Origin of the sequence: Halorubrum sp. ARQ200, from assembly GCF_005435115.1 — an archaeon.
Classification (GTDB): Archaea; Halobacteriota; Halobacteria; order Halobacteriales; family Haloferacaceae; genus Halorubrum; species Halorubrum tropicale.
Genome location: NZ_SGTZ01000001.1, coordinates 136182 through 152684 on the forward strand (window position 1 = coordinate 136182; position 16503 = coordinate 152684).

At 70.9% G+C, this 16503-nt stretch carries 17 protein-coding genes; 15 read left to right on the top strand and 2 right to left on the bottom strand.

All coding sequences use genetic code 11. The annotated features are described in order from the left end of the window. The first annotated feature begins 36 nt into the window (after positions 1 to 36). Positions 37 to 1737, top strand: a complete 1701-nt coding sequence (locus tag EXE50_RS00685; protein WP_137704078.1) for a methylmalonyl-CoA mutase — start codon at positions 37 to 39, stop codon at positions 1735 to 1737. Positions 1738 to 1799: 62 nt separating this feature from the next. Here the strand turns inward: EXE50_RS00685 and EXE50_RS00690 are convergent, their stop codons facing one another. Further along, positions 1800 to 2036 carry a hypothetical protein gene (locus EXE50_RS00690; RefSeq protein WP_053772270.1) on the bottom strand — a complete coding sequence of 79 codons (237 nt, stop codon included), beginning with the start codon at positions 2034 to 2036 and terminating at the stop codon, positions 1800 to 1802. Positions 2037 to 2187: 151 nt separating this feature from the next. Between EXE50_RS00690 and EXE50_RS00695 the strand changes: the two genes are divergently transcribed. The 4 genes from EXE50_RS00695 (at position 2188) to EXE50_RS00710 (ending at position 4927) form a co-directional block, all read left to right on the top strand. Further along, positions 2188 to 2952, top strand: a complete 765-nt coding sequence (locus tag EXE50_RS00695) for a 4-phosphopantoate--beta-alanine ligase (protein ID WP_053772269.1) — start codon at positions 2188 to 2190, stop codon at positions 2950 to 2952. A 55-nt stretch (positions 2953 to 3007) separates the two neighbouring features. Beyond that, positions 3008 to 3457, top strand: coding sequence for an Lrp/AsnC family transcriptional regulator (locus EXE50_RS00700; protein ID WP_053772268.1), 450 nt, complete (start codon positions 3008 to 3010; stop codon positions 3455 to 3457). 91 nt (positions 3458 to 3548) lie between these two features. Continuing rightward, on the top strand, positions 3549 to 4703 hold the full coding sequence (locus EXE50_RS00705) for a DUF63 family protein (RefSeq protein WP_137704079.1): 1155 nt from the start codon (positions 3549 to 3551) through the stop codon (positions 4701 to 4703). A gap of 41 nt (positions 4704 to 4744) precedes the next feature. Further along, positions 4745 to 4927 (top strand): hypothetical protein, encoded by a 183-nt coding sequence (locus EXE50_RS00710; RefSeq protein WP_053772266.1) that lies wholly within the window; start codon positions 4745 to 4747, stop codon positions 4925 to 4927. Positions 4928 to 4996: 69 nt separating this feature from the next. Here EXE50_RS00710 and EXE50_RS00715 read toward each other — a convergent pair whose 3' ends face one another. Further along, positions 4997 to 5215 (bottom strand): hypothetical protein, encoded by a 219-nt coding sequence (locus tag EXE50_RS00715; RefSeq protein ID WP_053772265.1) that lies wholly within the window; start codon positions 5213 to 5215, stop codon positions 4997 to 4999. Between the two features lie 662 nt (positions 5216 to 5877). Here EXE50_RS00715 and coaBC point away from each other — a divergent pair. From coaBC to EXE50_RS00765, 10 genes are all read left to right on the top strand, one after another. Continuing rightward, on the top strand, positions 5878 to 7047 hold the full coding sequence (gene coaBC, locus EXE50_RS00720) for a bifunctional phosphopantothenoylcysteine decarboxylase/phosphopantothenate--cysteine ligase CoaBC (protein ID WP_137704080.1): 1170 nt from the start codon (positions 5878 to 5880) through the stop codon (positions 7045 to 7047). Between the two features lie 196 nt (positions 7048 to 7243). Continuing rightward, positions 7244 to 8488 (top strand): monovalent cation/H+ antiporter subunit E, encoded by a 1245-nt coding sequence (locus EXE50_RS00725; protein WP_137704081.1) that lies wholly within the window; start codon positions 7244 to 7246, stop codon positions 8486 to 8488. Next, a complete protein-coding gene (locus EXE50_RS00730) occupies positions 8485 to 8790 on the top strand; it encodes a cation:proton antiporter (RefSeq protein WP_053772262.1) in 306 nt (101 codons plus the stop codon). The genes EXE50_RS00725 and EXE50_RS00730 overlap by 4 nt, the downstream gene beginning before the upstream one ends. Then, entirely contained in the window at positions 8787 to 9119 is a 333-nt protein-coding gene (gene mnhG / locus EXE50_RS00735; RefSeq protein ID WP_053772261.1) for a monovalent cation/H(+) antiporter subunit G, read from the top strand. The genes EXE50_RS00730 and mnhG overlap by 4 nt, the downstream gene beginning before the upstream one ends. Beyond that, positions 9116 to 9706: a DUF4040 domain-containing protein gene (locus EXE50_RS00740; protein WP_137704082.1), complete on the top strand. Its 591-nt coding sequence runs from the start codon at positions 9116 to 9118 to the stop codon at positions 9704 to 9706. The genes mnhG and EXE50_RS00740 overlap by 4 nt, the downstream gene beginning before the upstream one ends. Next, positions 9703 to 10413 (top strand): MnhB domain-containing protein, encoded by a 711-nt coding sequence (locus EXE50_RS00745; RefSeq protein ID WP_053772259.1) that lies wholly within the window; start codon positions 9703 to 9705, stop codon positions 10411 to 10413. Before EXE50_RS00740 ends, EXE50_RS00745 begins: the two co-directional genes overlap by 4 nt. Further along, positions 10413 to 10925, top strand: a complete 513-nt coding sequence (locus tag EXE50_RS00750) for a cation:proton antiporter subunit C (protein ID WP_053772258.1) — start codon at positions 10413 to 10415, stop codon at positions 10923 to 10925. The genes EXE50_RS00745 and EXE50_RS00750 overlap by 1 nt, the downstream gene beginning before the upstream one ends. After that, positions 10918 to 12546 carry a proton-conducting transporter membrane subunit gene (locus EXE50_RS00755; RefSeq protein ID WP_137704083.1) on the top strand — a complete coding sequence of 543 codons (1629 nt, stop codon included), beginning with the start codon at positions 10918 to 10920 and terminating at the stop codon, positions 12544 to 12546. The genes EXE50_RS00750 and EXE50_RS00755 overlap by 8 nt, the downstream gene beginning before the upstream one ends. Then, positions 12543 to 14705: a cation:proton antiporter gene (locus EXE50_RS00760; RefSeq protein WP_137704084.1), complete on the top strand. Its 2163-nt coding sequence runs from the start codon at positions 12543 to 12545 to the stop codon at positions 14703 to 14705. The genes EXE50_RS00755 and EXE50_RS00760 overlap by 4 nt, the downstream gene beginning before the upstream one ends. Beyond that, on the top strand, positions 14702 to 16501 hold the full coding sequence (locus EXE50_RS00765) for a Na(+)/H(+) antiporter subunit D (RefSeq protein WP_137704085.1): 1800 nt from the start codon (positions 14702 to 14704) through the stop codon (positions 16499 to 16501). Before EXE50_RS00760 ends, EXE50_RS00765 begins: the two co-directional genes overlap by 4 nt. The last annotated feature ends 2 nt before the right edge of the window (positions 16502 to 16503 follow it).

Genomic DNA, 16503 nt, shown 5'->3' on the forward strand with positions numbered 1-16503 from the left:
TGAATATTTATACCCGACCGGCGGGTAACGGGCGGTATGTACGACGACGAGGAGCTCTCCGCGATCCGCGAGGCGAAGGAGTCGTGGGAGGCGGCAACGCTCGACCCCACCCTCGACCGCCACGGGGAGCGGAAGTCGCGGTTCGCGACCGTCTCGAACCGCGAGGTCGACCGCCTGTACACCCCAGAGGACGTCGCCGACCTCGACTACGACGAGGACCTCGGGTTCCCGGGCGAGGAGCCGTACACCCGCGGGGTCTACCCGACGATGTACCGCGGCCGCACGTGGACGATGCGCCAGTTCGCGGGGTTCGGCACCGCCGAGGAGACGAACGAGCGGTTCCGCTACCTGATCGACGAGGGGCAGACCGGCCTCTCGACCGCGTTCGACATGCCCTCGCTGATGGGGATCGACTCGGACGACAAGATGTCGCTCGGCGAGGTCGGCAAGGAGGGCGTCGCGGTCGACACGCTCCGCGACATGGAGGTGCTGTTCGACGGCATCGACCTCGCGGAGGTGTCGACCTCGTTCACGATCAACCCGAGCGCGCCGGTGATCTACGCGATGTACGTCGCGCTCGCCGACCGCCGCGGCGTCCCGCGCGAGGAGCTCCGCGGGACCCTCCAGAACGACATGCTCAAGGAGTTCATCGCGCAGAAGGAGTGGGTGATCCCGCCGGAGCCCTCCCTCGACCTGGTGACCGACACCATCGAGTTCGCGGTCGCGGAGACGTCCAAGTTCAAGCCCATCTCCGTGTCGGGCTACCACATCCGCGAGGCGGGGTCGACGGCGGTCCAGGAGCTGGCGTTCACGCTCGCCGACGGGTTCGCGTACGTCGAGGCGTGCCTCGACCGCGGGCTCGACGTCGACCAGTTCGCCCCGCAGCTCTCCTTCTTCTTCAATTCGCACAACTCGCTGTTCGAGGAGGTCGCGAAGTTCCGCGCCGCGCGCCGCATCTACGCGACCGTGATGGACGAGTGGTACGGCGCGGAGGCGGACGCCTCGAAGCAGCTGAAGTTCCACACCCAGACCGCGGGGCAGTCGCTGACGGCCCAGCAGCCGCTGAACAACGTCGCGCGCGTCACGATTCAGGCGCTGGCGGGCGTGCTGGGCGGCACCCAGAGCCTCCACACCAACTCCTTCGACGAGGCGCTCGCGCTCCCCTCCGAGCAGGCGGTCCGCGTCGCGCTCCGGACCCAGCAGATCATCGCCGAGGAGTCCGGCGCGGCCGACATCGTCGACCCGCTCGGCGGCTCCTTCGCGGTCGAGAGCCTCACCGACGAGACGGAAGCTGAGGCGATGGCTTACATCGAGGAGATCCGGGAGATGGGCGACGGCTCCGTGCGCGACGGCGTCCTCCGCGGCATCGATCAGGGGTACTTCCACCGCGAGATCCAGGAGTCGGCCTACGAGTACCAGGAGCGCGTCGACGACGGCGAGGAGACGGTCGTCGGCGTCAACGCCTACGAGATCGACGAGGACACTCGCCCGGACCTGCTGAAGGTCGACGAGACGACCCGCGAGCGGCAGCTCGACCGGCTGGAGTCGGTGAAGGCCGAGCGCGACGACGACGCGGTCGCGGCCTCGCTCGACGACCTCCGCGACGCGGTCGCGGCCGGCGAGAACGTCATGCCCGAGATCGTCACGGCCGTCAAGGCGTACGCGACGATGGGCGAGATCATGGAGGTGTTCGAGGCGGAACACGGCGCGTACCGCGAGCGGATCGGCGTCGCCTGACGGCGGAACTGGAGAACGAAACCGGACGGGTCGGTCGGCCGCGCGGCTCCGCGAACTGCGAACTACGCCGTCTCGACCGGACGCGCGGACTCCGCGCACCACGCGTTCCCTCGGCGCCCCGCCCGTCGGAGGTCGAGCTCGACGACCGAGCCGGCGTCGAGCGACGACAGCTCGGCCTCCACGTCGGGGTCGTCGTACTCGACGACGTACAGCGTCCCGTTGCGCGGGTATTCACGGAGCGTGATCGCCCCGTGGTCGTTACACGCTCTGACGACCGTGTACTTCCCAGTCCGATTCATCACGCGCGGCGTTTCGGTTTCCAGAAACTTAGTTGTGCCATCCGTTCGGCGCGGCGGGGGCGAGCGAGGCCGGCGAGCGGGCGAGTAGCAGCGGCCCGGCGGCGTCGACCGCGAACGGTCCATTTTAATCGATCCGTCGCCTCCCTCGGGTATGACGGAGACGGCGGTCCCCGAGGACCACCCGCGGTACGCGTCGCTCGTGACGCGCCACCGGATCGAGGCGGGCGTCGAGAAGGGGATCACCTCGAAGCAGGGGCTGATCGCGCAGGGGCGCGGCGAGGCGTTCGACTACCTCCTCGGCGAGCGCACGCTGCCGAGCGCCGACGCCGCCGCGCGCGCCGCGGCCGCGACGCTCCTGCTCGCCGAGCGCCCCGTGATCTCGGTGAACGGCAACGTCGCCGCCCTCGCGCCGAGCGAGACGGTCGACCTGGCCGCGGCGGTCGCCGCCGACCTCGAGGTGAACCTGTTCAACCACACCGACGAGCGGGTCCGGCGGATCGCCGACCACCTGCGCCAGCACGGCGCCGACGAGGTGAAGGGACTCGCCGGCGACGGCGAGATCCCCGGGCTCGACCACGCGCGCGGCGTCGTCGACGCCGACGGGATCGAGGCGGCCGACGTCGTCGTGGTCCCCTTAGAGGACGGCGACCGCGCCGCCGCGCTCGACGCGATGGGGAAGACGGAGATCGTGATCGACCTCAACCCCGGAAGCCGCTCGCCGCGCACGGCCGACGTGCCGATAATCGACAACCTGATTCGGGCCGTGCCGAACGTCGCGGCACACGCGCGCGACCTCGCGGACGCGACGCCCGAGGCGCTCCGCGGGATCGTCGACGAGTTCGACGCCGCCGCCGCGCTCGACGCGGCGGAGGCGGCGATCCGCGAGGGGTCGTTCGCGGACGCGGACGGCTCGTAGGCGGCGCGTTCCTCCCGCCGGAAAGCAAAAGCCTCCGCCCCCCGTACGCTCCCATATGGAACTCGACGAGACGGACCGGGCGATCCTGCGAATCCTCCAGGAGGACGCGCGGACCCCGTTCTCGGAGGTCGCGCGGCGGATCGACATGTCGAGCGCGACCGTCCACGACCGGGTCAGCCGCCTCGAGGAGGCGGGCGTCATCCGCGGGTACCACGCCGACATCGACCCGAAGGCGGTCGGGTACGGCGTCGGCGCGTTCGTCGGCCTGCGCGTCGAGCAGGGCCGCGAGGAGGACGCGCTCGAACGCCTCCGCGGTATCGACGGCGTCCGCGAGATCCACCTCACCACCGGCGAGTGGGACGTCATCCTCCGGGTCGTCGCGGCCGACACCGACCGGCTCCGGGAGCTGATGTTCGAGCGGATCGCGGAGACCGAGGGGTTCTCGCGCTCGCAGACGATGGTCATCCTCGGCACCGACTACGAGCGGGCCGGGCCGCCGCTGTAGGCCGGCGCGGCGGGGCGCCCCGCGGCCCGACCGATCGACCGCGTCGCGCGCGACCGGAACCCTCAACTCGGGACCTCCCCGAACGGTGACCATGAGCACAGGCCTCGCGGACGGGTTCGACCCGTCGCCGGAGCGCGCGTGGGCGGCGGTCGTCGGCGGCGTCACGGCGCTGTTGGCGGTCGGATCCGTCGTCTTCCCCCGCGTCGTCTACGACCGGTTCCTCTGGCGCTACTTCTGGGGGCCGGTGGTCGCGGACGGCGAGGGCGCGCAGTGCGCGGTCCGCGACGCCGGCGGCACGGAACTGCTCGACAGCAGCGCGGCGTGCGAGGTGGCGCGGAGCGCCGGCGAAGTCGTCGCGGCGCCGGGGTACACGACCTTCTCGACGGTGAGTTACGTGGTGATCCTGCTGGCGATGCTGATCGGCGTCGTCTTCCTCCTCCGCCGGCTCGACATCGCGACGGAGCTCCGGTTCTTCTACGCGCTGTTCCCGTTCATGCTGTTCGGCGGGGCGATGCGGACGGTCGAGGACGCGGGCGTCGCCGCGACCGCCGCCGGCGTCGACCCGCTGATCGCGTTCCCGGCGAGTGCGGTGCTGATCAGCCCGTTCATCTACTTCACGGTGTTCCTGTTCACCCTCGCGTGCGTGCTGACGGCGTACGGCCTCGAACGCCGCGGCGTCGTCGACGACTACGCGCGGCCGCTGTTCGCGCTGGGGACCGCGGGGCTCGCGCTCGCGGTCGGCTACCTCGCGTACCTGGCGGCCACGACCGGCTACGTCACCTTCTACCCGCAGGTGCTCGTCCCCACGCTCGTCATCGCGACCGCAGCGACCGCGGTCACGTGGGCGCTGGCGACGCGCCGGATCGCGACGATCCGCCAGGGCACCGGCGCCGCGGGGATCGTGATCATCTGGGGACACGCGATCGACGGCGTCGCGAACGTGATCGGGCTCAACTGGATGCCCGCGCTGACCGGCACCGCGAACCTCGTCCCGAAGCACGTCGTCAACGCGCTGATCGTCGACTGGACCGGGCGGCTGCTGCCGGAGTCGATCGTCTCCGTCACCGGCGACGCGTGGCCGTTCCTGCTCGTGAAGCTCGCGGCCGCGACGTTCGTCGTCTGGGTGTTCAACGGCGAGATGTACGAGGAGTCGCCGCGCTACACGCTGCTGCTGCTCATCACGGTGTTGGCCGTGGGGCTCGGGCCCGGCACGCGGGACATGCTGCGCGCGACGTTCGGTGTTTGAGGACCGGAAGAAATTCGTGTGTTCTAGCGGAATGACGACGCATGCCCTCCAAGATCGTCGATCATTCGGCTCGGACGCTCGCGGTCCAGACCGGCTTCTGGATCTTCGTCCCTGCTGCGGTCGCGAGCGCCGTCGGATACGGGAACTCCGTCACGTCGGCCGGTATCGGCATCGGTGGCGCGACTCTGATTAGCGCGGTCGTCTTGGAACTCGCCGAGCGGTAGGCACGCAGCGATTACGGGTTGACCGAGACGGGCCACACGTGGCGGATTTCGGCGGTGCGCGCGCTCCGGTCACTTCATCTCTTGTCGGATGTGCTTATCGACCTGTCTGAAGAGGAGGAGCGCCGTGATCAGTCCGGTTGACGCCGTGCTGACGACCCCGGAGAGTCCGCCGGTGCCGAGAACCGCTAGTAGAACGACTCCGACGAGCGCACTCTGTACGAACCAGATCACGCCCCGGACGTACCAGTCCACGTACCCGTGGAACCAGGTGGGACTCGTGGAGGGCATAGATAATAATGAAAATATGTCTGTGTAAATAATTTTCTCTACACCGTACGATTCGTGAATTCAGCAGTCGATCGCGACGGGGCGCGACCAGCTCTTCCGTCGTGGATCTCAACGGCGGCATTACCGTGATACCCCAGCCACTCAGCTATACACGGCGGTGCGTGGGACGACGGGCGACCGTCCCTGTAGCCCCGGAAGCTCGGCCTAATGCTGATTCCATTTATATACTAGCGGTCGCCACAAACGCCGCCGAAGCCCCAGTCGCGAGGCTGTACGACTCGGCTTATGAACCGCTGACTGACGTGAACACCACCGAAGCCCCAGTCGCGAGGCGGGCGCACGCTCGTTGCGCTCCTCCGTCGCTCGTTACACTCGCTCCTTGCGGTGCTTACATCGCCTGCGCCCGCCTCGCGACTGCCCCTTCGAGTCCCGCCCGACCGCACCCGCACAGCGCCTCGCGCCTCCCCAGCCTCGTCGGCCTCCCTACGGTCGGCCGACTCCCTCGCGCGTGCTGACTCGCGGCCGCCGGTGGCGGTCGCTCGCAGGCACGCGCCACCAAATCCCTTTATAAATGATTTTCTGGGGAACGCACTGGGGCCGGTTACCCGACCCCGCTCCGCAACGGCATCATATAAGCCGTCGGGGGCGGAACGGACTCGGTAATGCTGGACGGGGTCAACGTCGCGCTCGGCGTCTCGGGGAGCATCGCGGCGGTGAAGGTCGTCGAACTCGCGCACGAACTGCGCCGACAGGGCGCGAGCGTCCGCGCCGTCATGTCCCCGGCGGCGACGGACATCGTCCACCCGTGGGCGGTCGACTTCGCCACCGACGAGCCGGTCGTCACCGAGATCACTGGCGACGTGGAACACGTCGAGCTCTGCGGCCGCGAGGGGTGGGCCGACGTGCTGCTGCTCGCGCCCGCGACCGCCAACACCGCGGGGAAGGTCGCGGCCGCGGTCGACGACACGCCCGTGACGACCTGCGCGACGACCGCCCTGGGCGCCGACGTGCCGGTCGTGATGGCGCCCGCGATGCACGAGCCGATGTACGACCACCCCGGGGTGTTGGACGCCCTGGACCGCTTGGAGTCGTGGGGCGTCCGCTTCGCCGATCCCCGGATCGAGGAGGGGAAGGCGAAGATCGCGGCCGAGGGCGACATCGTCACCGAGGTCGCGCGGGCGACGACGCCGCAGACGCTCGCCGGGACGCACGTCGTCGTCACCGCGGGCGCGACGAAGGAGCGGATCGACCCGATCCGCATCCTGACGAACCGCGCGTCCGGGAAGACCGGCCGGGCGGTCGCGCGGGCGCTGTACGTCCGCGGCGCGCGGGTGACGCTCGTCCAGGACGGGCCCGAGGTCCCGTACGCCGACGTGGTCGCGGTCGAGACTGCGGACGAGATGATGGCCGCCTGCCGGCGGACGGCGGCGACCGCGGACGCGCTGGTCTCCGCGGCCGCCATCTCCGACTTCACCGCCGACGCGGTCGGCGAGAAGATCCGGTCCGGGTCGCCGCTGTCGCTGGACCTAGAGCCCACCCCGAAGCTCATCGACTCGGTGCGCGAGGCGTACCCGGACCTCCCCATCGTCGGGTTCAAGGCCGAGACGTCGGGCGACGACGCGGCGATGGTCGCGGAGGCCGAGCGCATCCGGGACCGCGTCGGGCTGGCGTTCGTCGTCGCGAACGACGCGAGCGTGATGGGCGACGACGAGACGCGCGTCCTGCTGGTCGGCGAAGCGGGCACCGAGCCCGCGGAGGCGGCGGGGTCGAAGGACGCGGTCGCCGGGCGCATCGCCGACCGGCTCGCGGCGACGCTCGACGCGTCGGCGTGAGCGGCGGCCGGCCCGGTTGCTCGCGTGAGCGCTCGCGACGCCCTCGCGCGGGCCGCGGGCCGTGCGGACCGGATCGCCCGCCTCCGGCAGGGTCACCGCGGATACAAACTGTTTTGGGGCGGTAGGGTAACCACACGGATAGAGTAACCCATGTGTAACGAGACGGTCACGCACGGCTCCGTGGGAGGTGTGGTGGGTGGCTGACGGCGACCCTCCGACCGGCCAGGTCACCGACGACGACGCGCCGACGGCCGACGCCACGGCCGCGGCGGCGGAGTCGGCGTCGGCCGGCGCGGTCATCGTTCCGGTCGAGCCGAGTTCCACGCTCCGCTCGACGGTCGCTCACGTCGCGGAGGCGGCCGCGGCCGACGGCGCCTCGGCGGTCCACTTCGTCGAGCTCGCCTCGTGGCGGAACGGCGACCCGGAGAGCGACGAGCGCGCCGCCGCGGCCGAGCGCGTGCTCGAACGGGTCACGTCGTGGGCGACCGCCGACCTCGACGACTCGGAGGCGGAAGCCGCCTCGGAGGTCGAAGTCGTCTCGGCGGTGCTCGGCGACGACGACTACCTGTTCGGCGCCGACGACTACGTCCGGGTCCTCGCGGAGTACGCCGAGGCCAACGGGGCCGACCGCGTCGTCTTGGACCCCGAGTACACACCGGTCGGGAACACGACGCTGCTCCAGCCGCTGGAGTTCGCGCTCTCGAACACCCCGCTGTCGGTCGAGACAGCCCCCGTCGACCGGCCGACGCGCCGCGAGCGGTTCCGGACCGAGGCCACGACCGGGCGGTTCGTGGCGCTGTTCGGCCTGTCGCTGGCGTTTTACCTCCTCCTCGGAGACCCGACCTACTGGTTCGACTTAGTGACCGGCCTCGCCACCGCCGCGGTCGTCTCGATCACCCTCTCGCGGGTGAGCCTCGACTCGAACCCGGCGATCCCGCGGACCCCGATGCGGATCGTCCGGGGGCTGATATACGTCCCCGTGCTGCTGTTCGAAATCGTGAAGGCGAACCTCGTCGTCGCCTGGGTCATCCTCGACCCGCGCCTCCCGATCGACCCGACGCTCAACCGGATGCGCGTGATCGTCGGGAGCGGGCTCCCGCTGATGACGCTCGCGAACTCGATCACGCTGACGCCCGGGACGCTCACCGTCCGGGCCCGCGACAGCGACCTCTACGTCCACTCGCTCCTCCCGTGGGCCCGCGAGGGGCTGTTCGACGGCTCCCTCGAACGGTGGACGCGGTTCGTCTACTACGGGCGCCGGTCGGCGCGGCTCCCGACGCCGCGCGAGCGCGACGACGTGGCGATCCTCCAGGGCGACGAGGCGACCGAGGAACTGCCTATCGCCGCCGCGGACGGCGGCGCGGTCGAGGCGACCGAGGCGAGCGGTGAGGCCGAGTCGCCGGCCGACGCGACCGACGCCGACGGGGTGATCGACCGATGAGCCTCGTCGACGCGCCGCTCGCGGCCGGCTACACGCTCGGCGACTTCCTGCTCGTCGCGGCCGCCGGCTTCGCCGTCCTCGCGGTCGGCATGCTCTACCGCGCGGTCGTCGGGCCGACGATGCAAGACCGGGTGCTGGCGGTGAACGTCCTCGGGACGAACACCGTCGTCATCCTCGCCATCCTCGGCGCGGCGCTCGGCGAGCCGACGTTCCTCGACATCGCCTTAGTGTACGCGCTGCTCAACTTCCTGATGGCCATCGCCATCTCGAAGTTCACCGTCGAGCGGGGTGGTGTGCTGTGACCGCCGCGACGCTGGAGACGGCCCGCGTCTGGCTGATCGTGGCCCTCACCCTGTTCGGGCTGTTCTTCTCGTTCGTCTCGATGGTGGGCGTGCTCCGGCTGCCGGACGTCTACTCGCGGGCGCACACCGCTTCGCAGGCCGACACGCTGGGCGCGGGCTTCGGGCTCGCGGCCGTCGCGCTCACCGTCGGGCTGGCTGGGGCCGGCTTCAAGTCGGTGCTCCTGCTGTTCTTCATCTTCGTGACGAACCCGACCGCGGCCCACGCCATCGCCCGGGCCGCCTTCGAGGAGGGAATCGTGCCGTGGGTCGAGGGGGACGACCGCCGATGACGGGGGCGCTCGCGGCGGCCGGCCCCCTCGGCGCGCCCGTCGTCGCGCAGGTCACCGCCGTCGAGGCGAGCCTGTTCGTCTTCGTCGTGTTGACCGCGCTGTTCACCGCGCTGGCGCGCGACGTGCTCGCGGCGGTGATCATCTTCGGCGCGTACAGCCTCGGGATGGCCGCGCTGTACACGTTCTACCGCGCCCCCGACGTGGCGATGACGGAGGCCGCCATCTCCGCCGGCGTCACGACCGTGCTGCTGCTGCTCACGCTGGCGAAGACCACCCGAATCGACCACGAGGCGGCCTTCGAGTCCGTGAACCTGCCCGCGGCCGGCGCGGCCGGCCTGCTGTTCGCCGGGCTGATGCTCACGATGGCCGACATCCCGGCGGTCGGGTCCGCGGACGCGCCGATCTGGTCGAACCCGGACGTGACCCAGTGGTACATCGCGGAGACGTACGCGGAGACGGGCGTCGAGAACGCGGTGATGGCCGTACTGGCGGCGTTCCGCGGGTTCGACACGTTCGGCGAGGCCGTCGTCGTGTTCGCGGCCGGGATCGCCGCCCTCATCGTCCTCCATCGGGAGGTGTTCGCATGAGCGGCACAGACGCCGGTCCCGACGGGGACGCCGAGACCGACTCCGACGGCGGGTTCGGTCGCGACCGCCCGCCCCGAGAGGACGGCCGCCTCGACTCGGACAGCCGGCAGGGCACCCCGTACACGGAGAGCCAGGTGATCATGCCGACGGTGAAGATCGTCGCGCCGTTCGCGTTCACCTACGGTCTGTTCGTCACTTTCCATGGCGCCGGCTCGCCCGGCGGCGGGTTCCAGGGCGGCGCCATCGTGGCCGCCGTCGTGTTCATGATCGCGTTCGCGTTCGGCATCGAGGCCACCCGGCAGTGGCTCGCGAACACCGTCGTCGTCGCGCTCGCGGTCGGCGGCGCGCTCGTGTTCGCCGGCATCGGGCTGGTCCCGGTCGCGCTCGGCGGCGCGTTCCTCCAGTACGAGCTGCTCCCGATCCCGGACCCGGTCAAGTACGGGATGGAGGGCGTCGAGATCCTCGGGATCGGCACCATCGTCGCCGGCGTCCTCATGGGCCTGTTCTTCGTCCTCGCGAAGGGGTTCAGCGACGCCGGCGGGTTCGCCGACGCGGACGCCTTCGACGACGAGGTCGGCGGCGACGCGGCGGCCGAGGCGTCGCCCGACGCGGAGGGCGAGAGCCCCGGCTCGACCGCCCCGACAGACGACGGGGGGTCGGACCCGGGCGCCCCGGGGTCGGCCGTGACCGACGGGGGTGAGCGCTAGTGTCGCCCCCGCTCGGCGCCGGCGCTGCCGCCTCGACGCTCGCCTCGGCAACCGGCGCGGTCGAGGTGCTCGCGACGAGACACGCGTACGTCGCGTTCGCGGTGCTGCTGTGTATCGGGCTCTACATGATGATCGCGAACCCGAACCTGGTGAAGAAGATCATCGGTCTCAACCTGTTCCAAACGGCGATCTTCCTGCTGTTCATCGCCTCGGCGTACGTCGACGGCGGGTCGATCCCGATCGTCCCGACCGGCGGGCCGGAGGGCGGCCTCTACGTCAGCCCGCTCCCGCACGTCCTCGTGCTCACCGCCATCGTCGTGGGCGTGAGCCTCACCGCCGTCGGGCTCGCGCTGTGTATCCGGATCTACGACGAGTACGGGACGCTGCGGACCGACACGCTCCGCGGACTGCTCCGCGAGGAGGGGTCGATCCCGTCGCGGCGGTCGCCCGGTGCGTCGGGGGCGGACGGCGCGGTCGAGTCGCCCGAGACGGGGGGTGAGACGGATGACTGACGTCCTCCTCCCGCTCGCGATCGTCGTCCCCATCGTGGCGGCGACGCTGCCGCTGGCGCTCGGCCTGCGGTACGACCACGTCGGCTGGCCGGTCGCCGCGGTCGGAACGACCGCCGTGGCGGGAATCTCGGCCGCGATCGCCGCGGAAGTGGTGCTGAACGGTCCGTTCGACCACGCGCTCGGCGGCTTCCTCCCGCCGGTCGGGATCGAGCTCGTCGCCGACCGGCTGTCGGTCGCGGTGCTGCTGCTCGTGGCCGCGGTCTCCGTCGCGACGCTCGCGTTCGCGCGGGCCGCCGGCCCCCACGGGAACCCCTTCTACAGCGCCTACCTCCTGCTGGTCGGGGGCCTCGCCGGGATGACGCTCACCGGGGACCTGTTCAACCTGTTCGTCTTCCTGGAGATCACCGGGCTGACGACGTACGCGCTCATCGCCTCCGACCGCACGGGGGCGAGCGCGTACGCCTCGCTGAAGTACCTCGTCGTCGGCACCGTCGGCGCCTCGCTGTACCTGCTCGGCGTCGGCTACGTCTTCCTCGCGACGGGGACGCTCAACATGCTCGACGTCCAGGCGCAGATCGTCGCGCAGGCCGGCTACGGCGACCCGCTGGTCCGCGCGAGCTACGCGTTCATCGCCACGGGGCTGGCGCTGAAGATCGCCATCTTCCCGGTCCACTCCTGGCAGCCGGACGCCTACCAGCGGGCGCCGGACTCGGTCACGACGATCGTCGCCGCGCTGGTCTCGACGACGAGCGCGTACGCGCTCATCCGCGTGACGTACACCGTGTTCACGGTCGACTTCCTCGCGGCCAACCGGGGTATCGCGACCGCGCTGCTCGTCGTCTCGACGGTCTCGATCGTCGCGGGCTCCGCGCTCGCCGCGATGCAGTCGAACCTCAAGCGGATGTTCGCGTACTCCTCTGTCGCGCAGTTCGGCATGATCGGCGCGGCGGTGGCGCTGGCGAACGAGACGGCGCTGCTCGGCGGGATCGTCCACCTGATCGGCCACGCGATCATGAAGTTCGGCCTGTTCCTCGGGATCGGGCTGCTCGCGCTCGGCTACGGCACCCGGCGGATCGAGGACCTCGCGAGCGCCGCGCGCGCCGCCCCGTACACGTCCGGCGCGCTCGCCGTGCTCGGCCTCGCGCTCGTCGGCATCCCGCCGTCGATCGGCTTCCTCGGCAAGTGGTACATCGGCGTTGGTGCGGTCGACGCCGGCCTCGCCGGCGGCGGCGCGGTCGGGATCGCGGTCGCGGCGGCGATATTCGTCAGCACGCTGTTCACGCTGTCGTACGTCGCGCGGCTGCTCGAACGGTTCTACTTCGCCGGCGCCGGCCTCCCGGGCGACCACGGCGAGGTGCCCGGTGACGGCGCGGCCGCCGGCGGTGGCCGCGCGGGCGACTCCGCCGCGACAGACGGCGGCGAGGGCTCCGTCGCGAAGACCGCCGACGGCCTCCCGGCGCCCGTCGAGGGCGCGCCGCGGTCGTCGCTCGTCCCCGACCGGGTGCCGACGGCGCCGCTGCTCGCGCTCGCGCTGGCGGTCGTGGCGGCGGTCGGCCTCGGCTTCGGCGGCTTCTCGCTCGCGGAGTGGTTCGGCCCGTTCATCACGGAGGTGTTCGCATGACTGACGTTGTACTTCAGGACCCACGACCCCTGCTGGCGGTTCTCGTCTCGTTCGTCGCGGCGTTCCTCATCGTCGCGTCGCACCGCTCGCCGAACGTCCGCGAGGGGTGGACGCTCGTCGCGTCGCTCGCGAAGTTCGGCATCGTCGCCTCGATGCTGCCGGCGGTCCTCGACGGTCGGACCTTCGAGTGGTCGGCCGGCGCGTTCCTGCCCGGCGTCGGCGCGCCGATCGAGTTCGCCCTCCGGGCGGACGCGCTCGGCATGCTGTTCGCGTTCCTCGCCAGCGGGCTGTGGATAATCACCTCCTTCTATAGCATCGGCTACATGCGCGGCCTCGACGAGCCGAACCAGACCCGGTACTTCGCGGCGTTCGCGGTGTCGCTCGCCGCGACGATGGGCATCGCGTTCGCGGGCAACCTCGTGACGATATTCGTCTTCTACGAGCTGCTGTCGATCGCGACGTACCCGCTCGTCGCGCACGACGAGACGGCCGAGGCGCGCTCGGCCGGCCGCAAGTACCTCGCGTACACGATGTTCGGCGGCGGCGTGCTCGTCTTAGCCGGGACCGCGCTCGTCTACCTGCTCGCGGGCAGCGTCGACTTCACCGCGGGCGGCATCGCGGAGCTCGCGAACGCCGACCCCGGGCTGGCGATGCTCGCCTTCTTCCTGCTCGCGATCGGGTTCGGCGTGAAGGCCGGGATCATGCCGCTCCACCAGTGGCTCCCCGAGGCGATGGTGGCGCCGACGCCCGTCTCCGGGCTCCTCCACGCGGTCGCGGTCGTCAAGTCCGGCGCGTTCGGCGTCTCGCGCGTCGTCCTCGACGTGTTCGGCCCGGAGCTCGTCTTCGACCTCTCGCTGCCGCTCGGCTTCACCGCCGGGCTCGTGCTCTCGACTATCGGCGCGATCACGCTCACCGCGGCCTCGCTGATCGCCTTACGCAAGGACCACCTGAAGCGCCGGCTCGCCTACTCGACTATCAGCCAGCTGAGCTACATCATCCTCGGGCTCGGCCTCTTCGGGTGGTACGGGCTCGTGGGCGCGCTCCTCCACATCCCGGCGCACGCGTTCATGAAGCTCACCCTGTTCTTCTGTGCGGGCAACATCCACGTGTCCACCCACACGGACTACATCTCGCAGATGGCTGGGATCGGCAAGCGGATGCCCCTGACGATGGGGGCGTTCACGGTTGCCTCGCTCGGGATGGCGGGGATCCCGCTGCTCGCCGGCTTCGTCAGCAAGTACTACATGCTCATCGGCGGGGTGCGGATGGGGATGAACTTCACCCCGGTCGCGTACTACCTCGCCGGCGCGCTGCTGCTCTCCGGCGTGCTCAACGTCGCGTACTTCTGGCCCGTGATCTACACCGCCTTCTTCCAGGCGGAGGACGCCCACGACGCGAAGCCCCTCGTGGACTTCCCGCTCGGCGGCGAGTCGCGGTCGATCGTCGCGGCGACGGACGGCGGCCGCGCGGGTGACGACGCGGACGATGGAAGCGACGAGGCGGACGAGGAGCACGACGACGCGGAGCCCGCCGGCGACGTGGACGACATCGTCGCGGACGCCGGGGGACCGGCGCCGGAGGACGCAGACGGACCCTCGTCCGCGCCCGACGGCGTCGACGACTCCGAGGTTCCGGACGCCGACCTCGACGACCTCCCGACCGACGAGGACGGGGTCGTCCGGCCGGACTTCGCGGCGACCGAGCGCGACTTTTCGGAGCCGGCCGAGCGCGTCGACACCGGCGACTACGCGGTCGACCAGCGGCCGTCCGACGCCGACGTGCCGTTCGGTCCCGGTCGGGGCTACGCGAGCCCGGCGGACGCGGACGTGGCGGACGTCGGTGACGCGGACCGGGTCAACGACGAGGGGCGCGGCCCCGACGACCCGCACGGCGACCACGACGACGAGCCGCACGGCGGGCACGACGCCGACACGCACGACGACGGCCACCACGGCGGGCCGCCGCCGGGCGGCTGGGAGCACATCGCGGGGCTCGACGCGCTCCGCGGACGCGAGTCGACGTGGTTCACGCTCGGGCCGATCCTCGCCGCGATGACGCTCGCGGTGCTGCTCGGCGTGATCCCCTACGAGATGGGCTTCCTGGAGCTGATCGAGCTCATCGTCGACGCGCGGCTCCCCGAGGGGGTGGTCCGCCCGTGACCGCGCCCGTCGGCCTCCTGACCTCGATTCCGCCGTACGTCCTCGTCGCGTTCGCGGCGCTCGCGGTGCTGGCGCTGCCGCGGCGGGCGGGGCACGCGGTCGCGGCGCTGGCGACGGCGTTCACCTTCGTCCAGGCGGTGCTGCTGGGCGACGGCGGCACCGGCGCGCACCTCGCGACGCAGTTCCTCGGCTTCGAGGTCGTGTTCTTCAACGTCGACCAGTTCTCGCTGCTGATGGGCGTCGTCGTCGGCTTCCTCGCGACGGCGGCGGTGCTGTACGCCTACGGCAGCGAGGCGCCGACGTGGGTGACCGCGTTCGCGCTGACGTACGTCGCCTCGACGGTGGGGACGATCTACGCCGGCGACTGGCTCACGCTCATCTTCTTCTGGGAGCTGATGGCCGTCACCTCGACGCTGCTCGTCTGGCAGCACGGCGGGAAGGCGGTGCGGGCCGGCTACCGCTACGCGCTGTTCCACGGGACCGGCGGGACGATCCTGCTCGCGGCGGTGGTGGTTCACGGCGTGTCGATGCTCGGGAGCGTGCCGGCCGGTGAGATCTTCCTGTTCTCGGCGACGGCCGGGATCCACCTGGCCGCGACGGTGCTCGCCGCGGTCGGCATCGGGATCAACTGCGGGTTCATCTTCCTCCACAGCTGGCTGCCGGACACCTACCCGCGCCCGCACGTCGCGGCGTCGGTGTTCCTCTCGGTGTTCACGACCAAGACCGCCGCCTACGTGATGTACCGCGCGTTCCCTGAGGGCGGCATGTGGCTCGCCTACCTCGGCGGGTTCATGGCCGTCTACGGCGCGTTCTTCGCGCTGCTCCAGTACGACCCGCGCCGCCTGCTGTCGTACCACATTCAGGCGCAGCTCGGGTACATGCTCGCCGGCTTCGGGCTCGCGACCGCCGTCGGCGAGTTCGCGGTCGTCGGCGGCTTCGCGCACCTGTTCAACAACGTCCTCTACAAGAGCCTCCTGTTCATGGCGGTCGGCGTCGTGGTGTACCGGACCGGGGTCGAGGACATCCGCGAGATGGGCGGGCTCTGGCGGGTGATGCCCGTCACCTTCGTCGTCTACCTCGTCGGCGCCGCCTCGATTACGGCGGTGCCGGGGTTCAACGGCTTCATCTCGAAGGGGATGGTGCTCGACTCCGCCCACGAGGTCCACGAGTACGTCCTGCTCTTAGACAGCGGGCTGCTCTGGTGGCTGCTCGTCCTCGGCGGCGTGGGGACGTTCATGTCGTTCATCAAGCTGGGCTACTACGTGTTCTTCCACGGCTCGGCGACGCTGACCCCCGACGACGCCACGCCGTTCCAGACGGTCGGCATGGTGCTTGCCGCCGGGGCGTGCGTCTTCTTCGGCGTCTTCTACACCCAGCTGATCGAGGTGATGCCGTTCACCGACCTCATCCTCAGCGACGAGGTGTACTTCAAGCCGTACAGTCGGAGCCACCTGACCGAGAGCGCGGCGCTGCTGGTCGCCGGGTTCGTCGGCTTCTTCGCGCTGAAGCGCCCGCTCGGCTGGCTGGCCCACCGGATGCCGGACGTCGACCGCGTGCTGTTCCCGGCGGCGTTCTACGTCGGGCGCGGCTCGGTGTGGGGCGTCACCGAGCTGTGGGCCGCCGTCGACCGCGCGACGATGGCGCTCGCGGGCGCGACGATGCGGACCGCGACACGCCCGCGGGAGACGCTCGCGCGGGCCGGGATCGACACCGAGATCCGCTCCGGCATCGGTCGGAGCGTGCTGTTCCTGACGCTCGCGGCCGGAATCGCGCTGTTCGCCTTCCTGCTGGGCTGAGC

What these genes read in the sequence shown, in the direction of transcription:
- EXE50_RS00695 (WP_053772269.1), top strand. Translation starts at nt 2,188, where the DNA reads ATGACGGAGACGGCGGTCCCCGAGGACCACCCGCGGTACGCGTCGCTC.
- EXE50_RS00685 (WP_137704078.1), top strand. Translation starts at nt 37, where the DNA reads ATGTACGACGACGAGGAGCTCTCCGCGATCCGCGAGGCGAAGGAGTCG.
- coaBC (WP_137704080.1), top strand. Translation starts at nt 5,878, where the DNA reads ATGCTGGACGGGGTCAACGTCGCGCTCGGCGTCTCGGGGAGCATCGCG.
- EXE50_RS00710 (WP_053772266.1), top strand. Translation starts at nt 4,745, where the DNA reads ATGCCCTCCAAGATCGTCGATCATTCGGCTCGGACGCTCGCGGTCCAG.
- EXE50_RS00745 (WP_053772259.1), top strand. Translation starts at nt 9,703, where the DNA reads ATGAGCGGCACAGACGCCGGTCCCGACGGGGACGCCGAGACCGACTCC.
- EXE50_RS00740 (WP_137704082.1), top strand. Translation starts at nt 9,116, where the DNA reads ATGACGGGGGCGCTCGCGGCGGCCGGCCCCCTCGGCGCGCCCGTCGTC.
- EXE50_RS00715 (WP_053772265.1), bottom strand. Translation starts at nt 5,215, where the DNA reads ATGCCCTCCACGAGTCCCACCTGGTTCCACGGGTACGTGGACTGGTAC.
- EXE50_RS00705 (WP_137704079.1), top strand. Translation starts at nt 3,549, where the DNA reads ATGAGCACAGGCCTCGCGGACGGGTTCGACCCGTCGCCGGAGCGCGCG.
- EXE50_RS00700 (WP_053772268.1), top strand. Translation starts at nt 3,008, where the DNA reads ATGGAACTCGACGAGACGGACCGGGCGATCCTGCGAATCCTCCAGGAG.
- EXE50_RS00755 (WP_137704083.1), top strand. Translation starts at nt 10,918, where the DNA reads ATGACTGACGTCCTCCTCCCGCTCGCGATCGTCGTCCCCATCGTGGCG.
- EXE50_RS00760 (WP_137704084.1), top strand. Translation starts at nt 12,543, where the DNA reads ATGACTGACGTTGTACTTCAGGACCCACGACCCCTGCTGGCGGTTCTC.
- EXE50_RS00730 (WP_053772262.1), top strand. Translation starts at nt 8,485, where the DNA reads ATGAGCCTCGTCGACGCGCCGCTCGCGGCCGGCTACACGCTCGGCGAC.
- EXE50_RS00690 (WP_053772270.1), bottom strand. Translation starts at nt 2,036, where the DNA reads ATGAATCGGACTGGGAAGTACACGGTCGTCAGAGCGTGTAACGACCAC.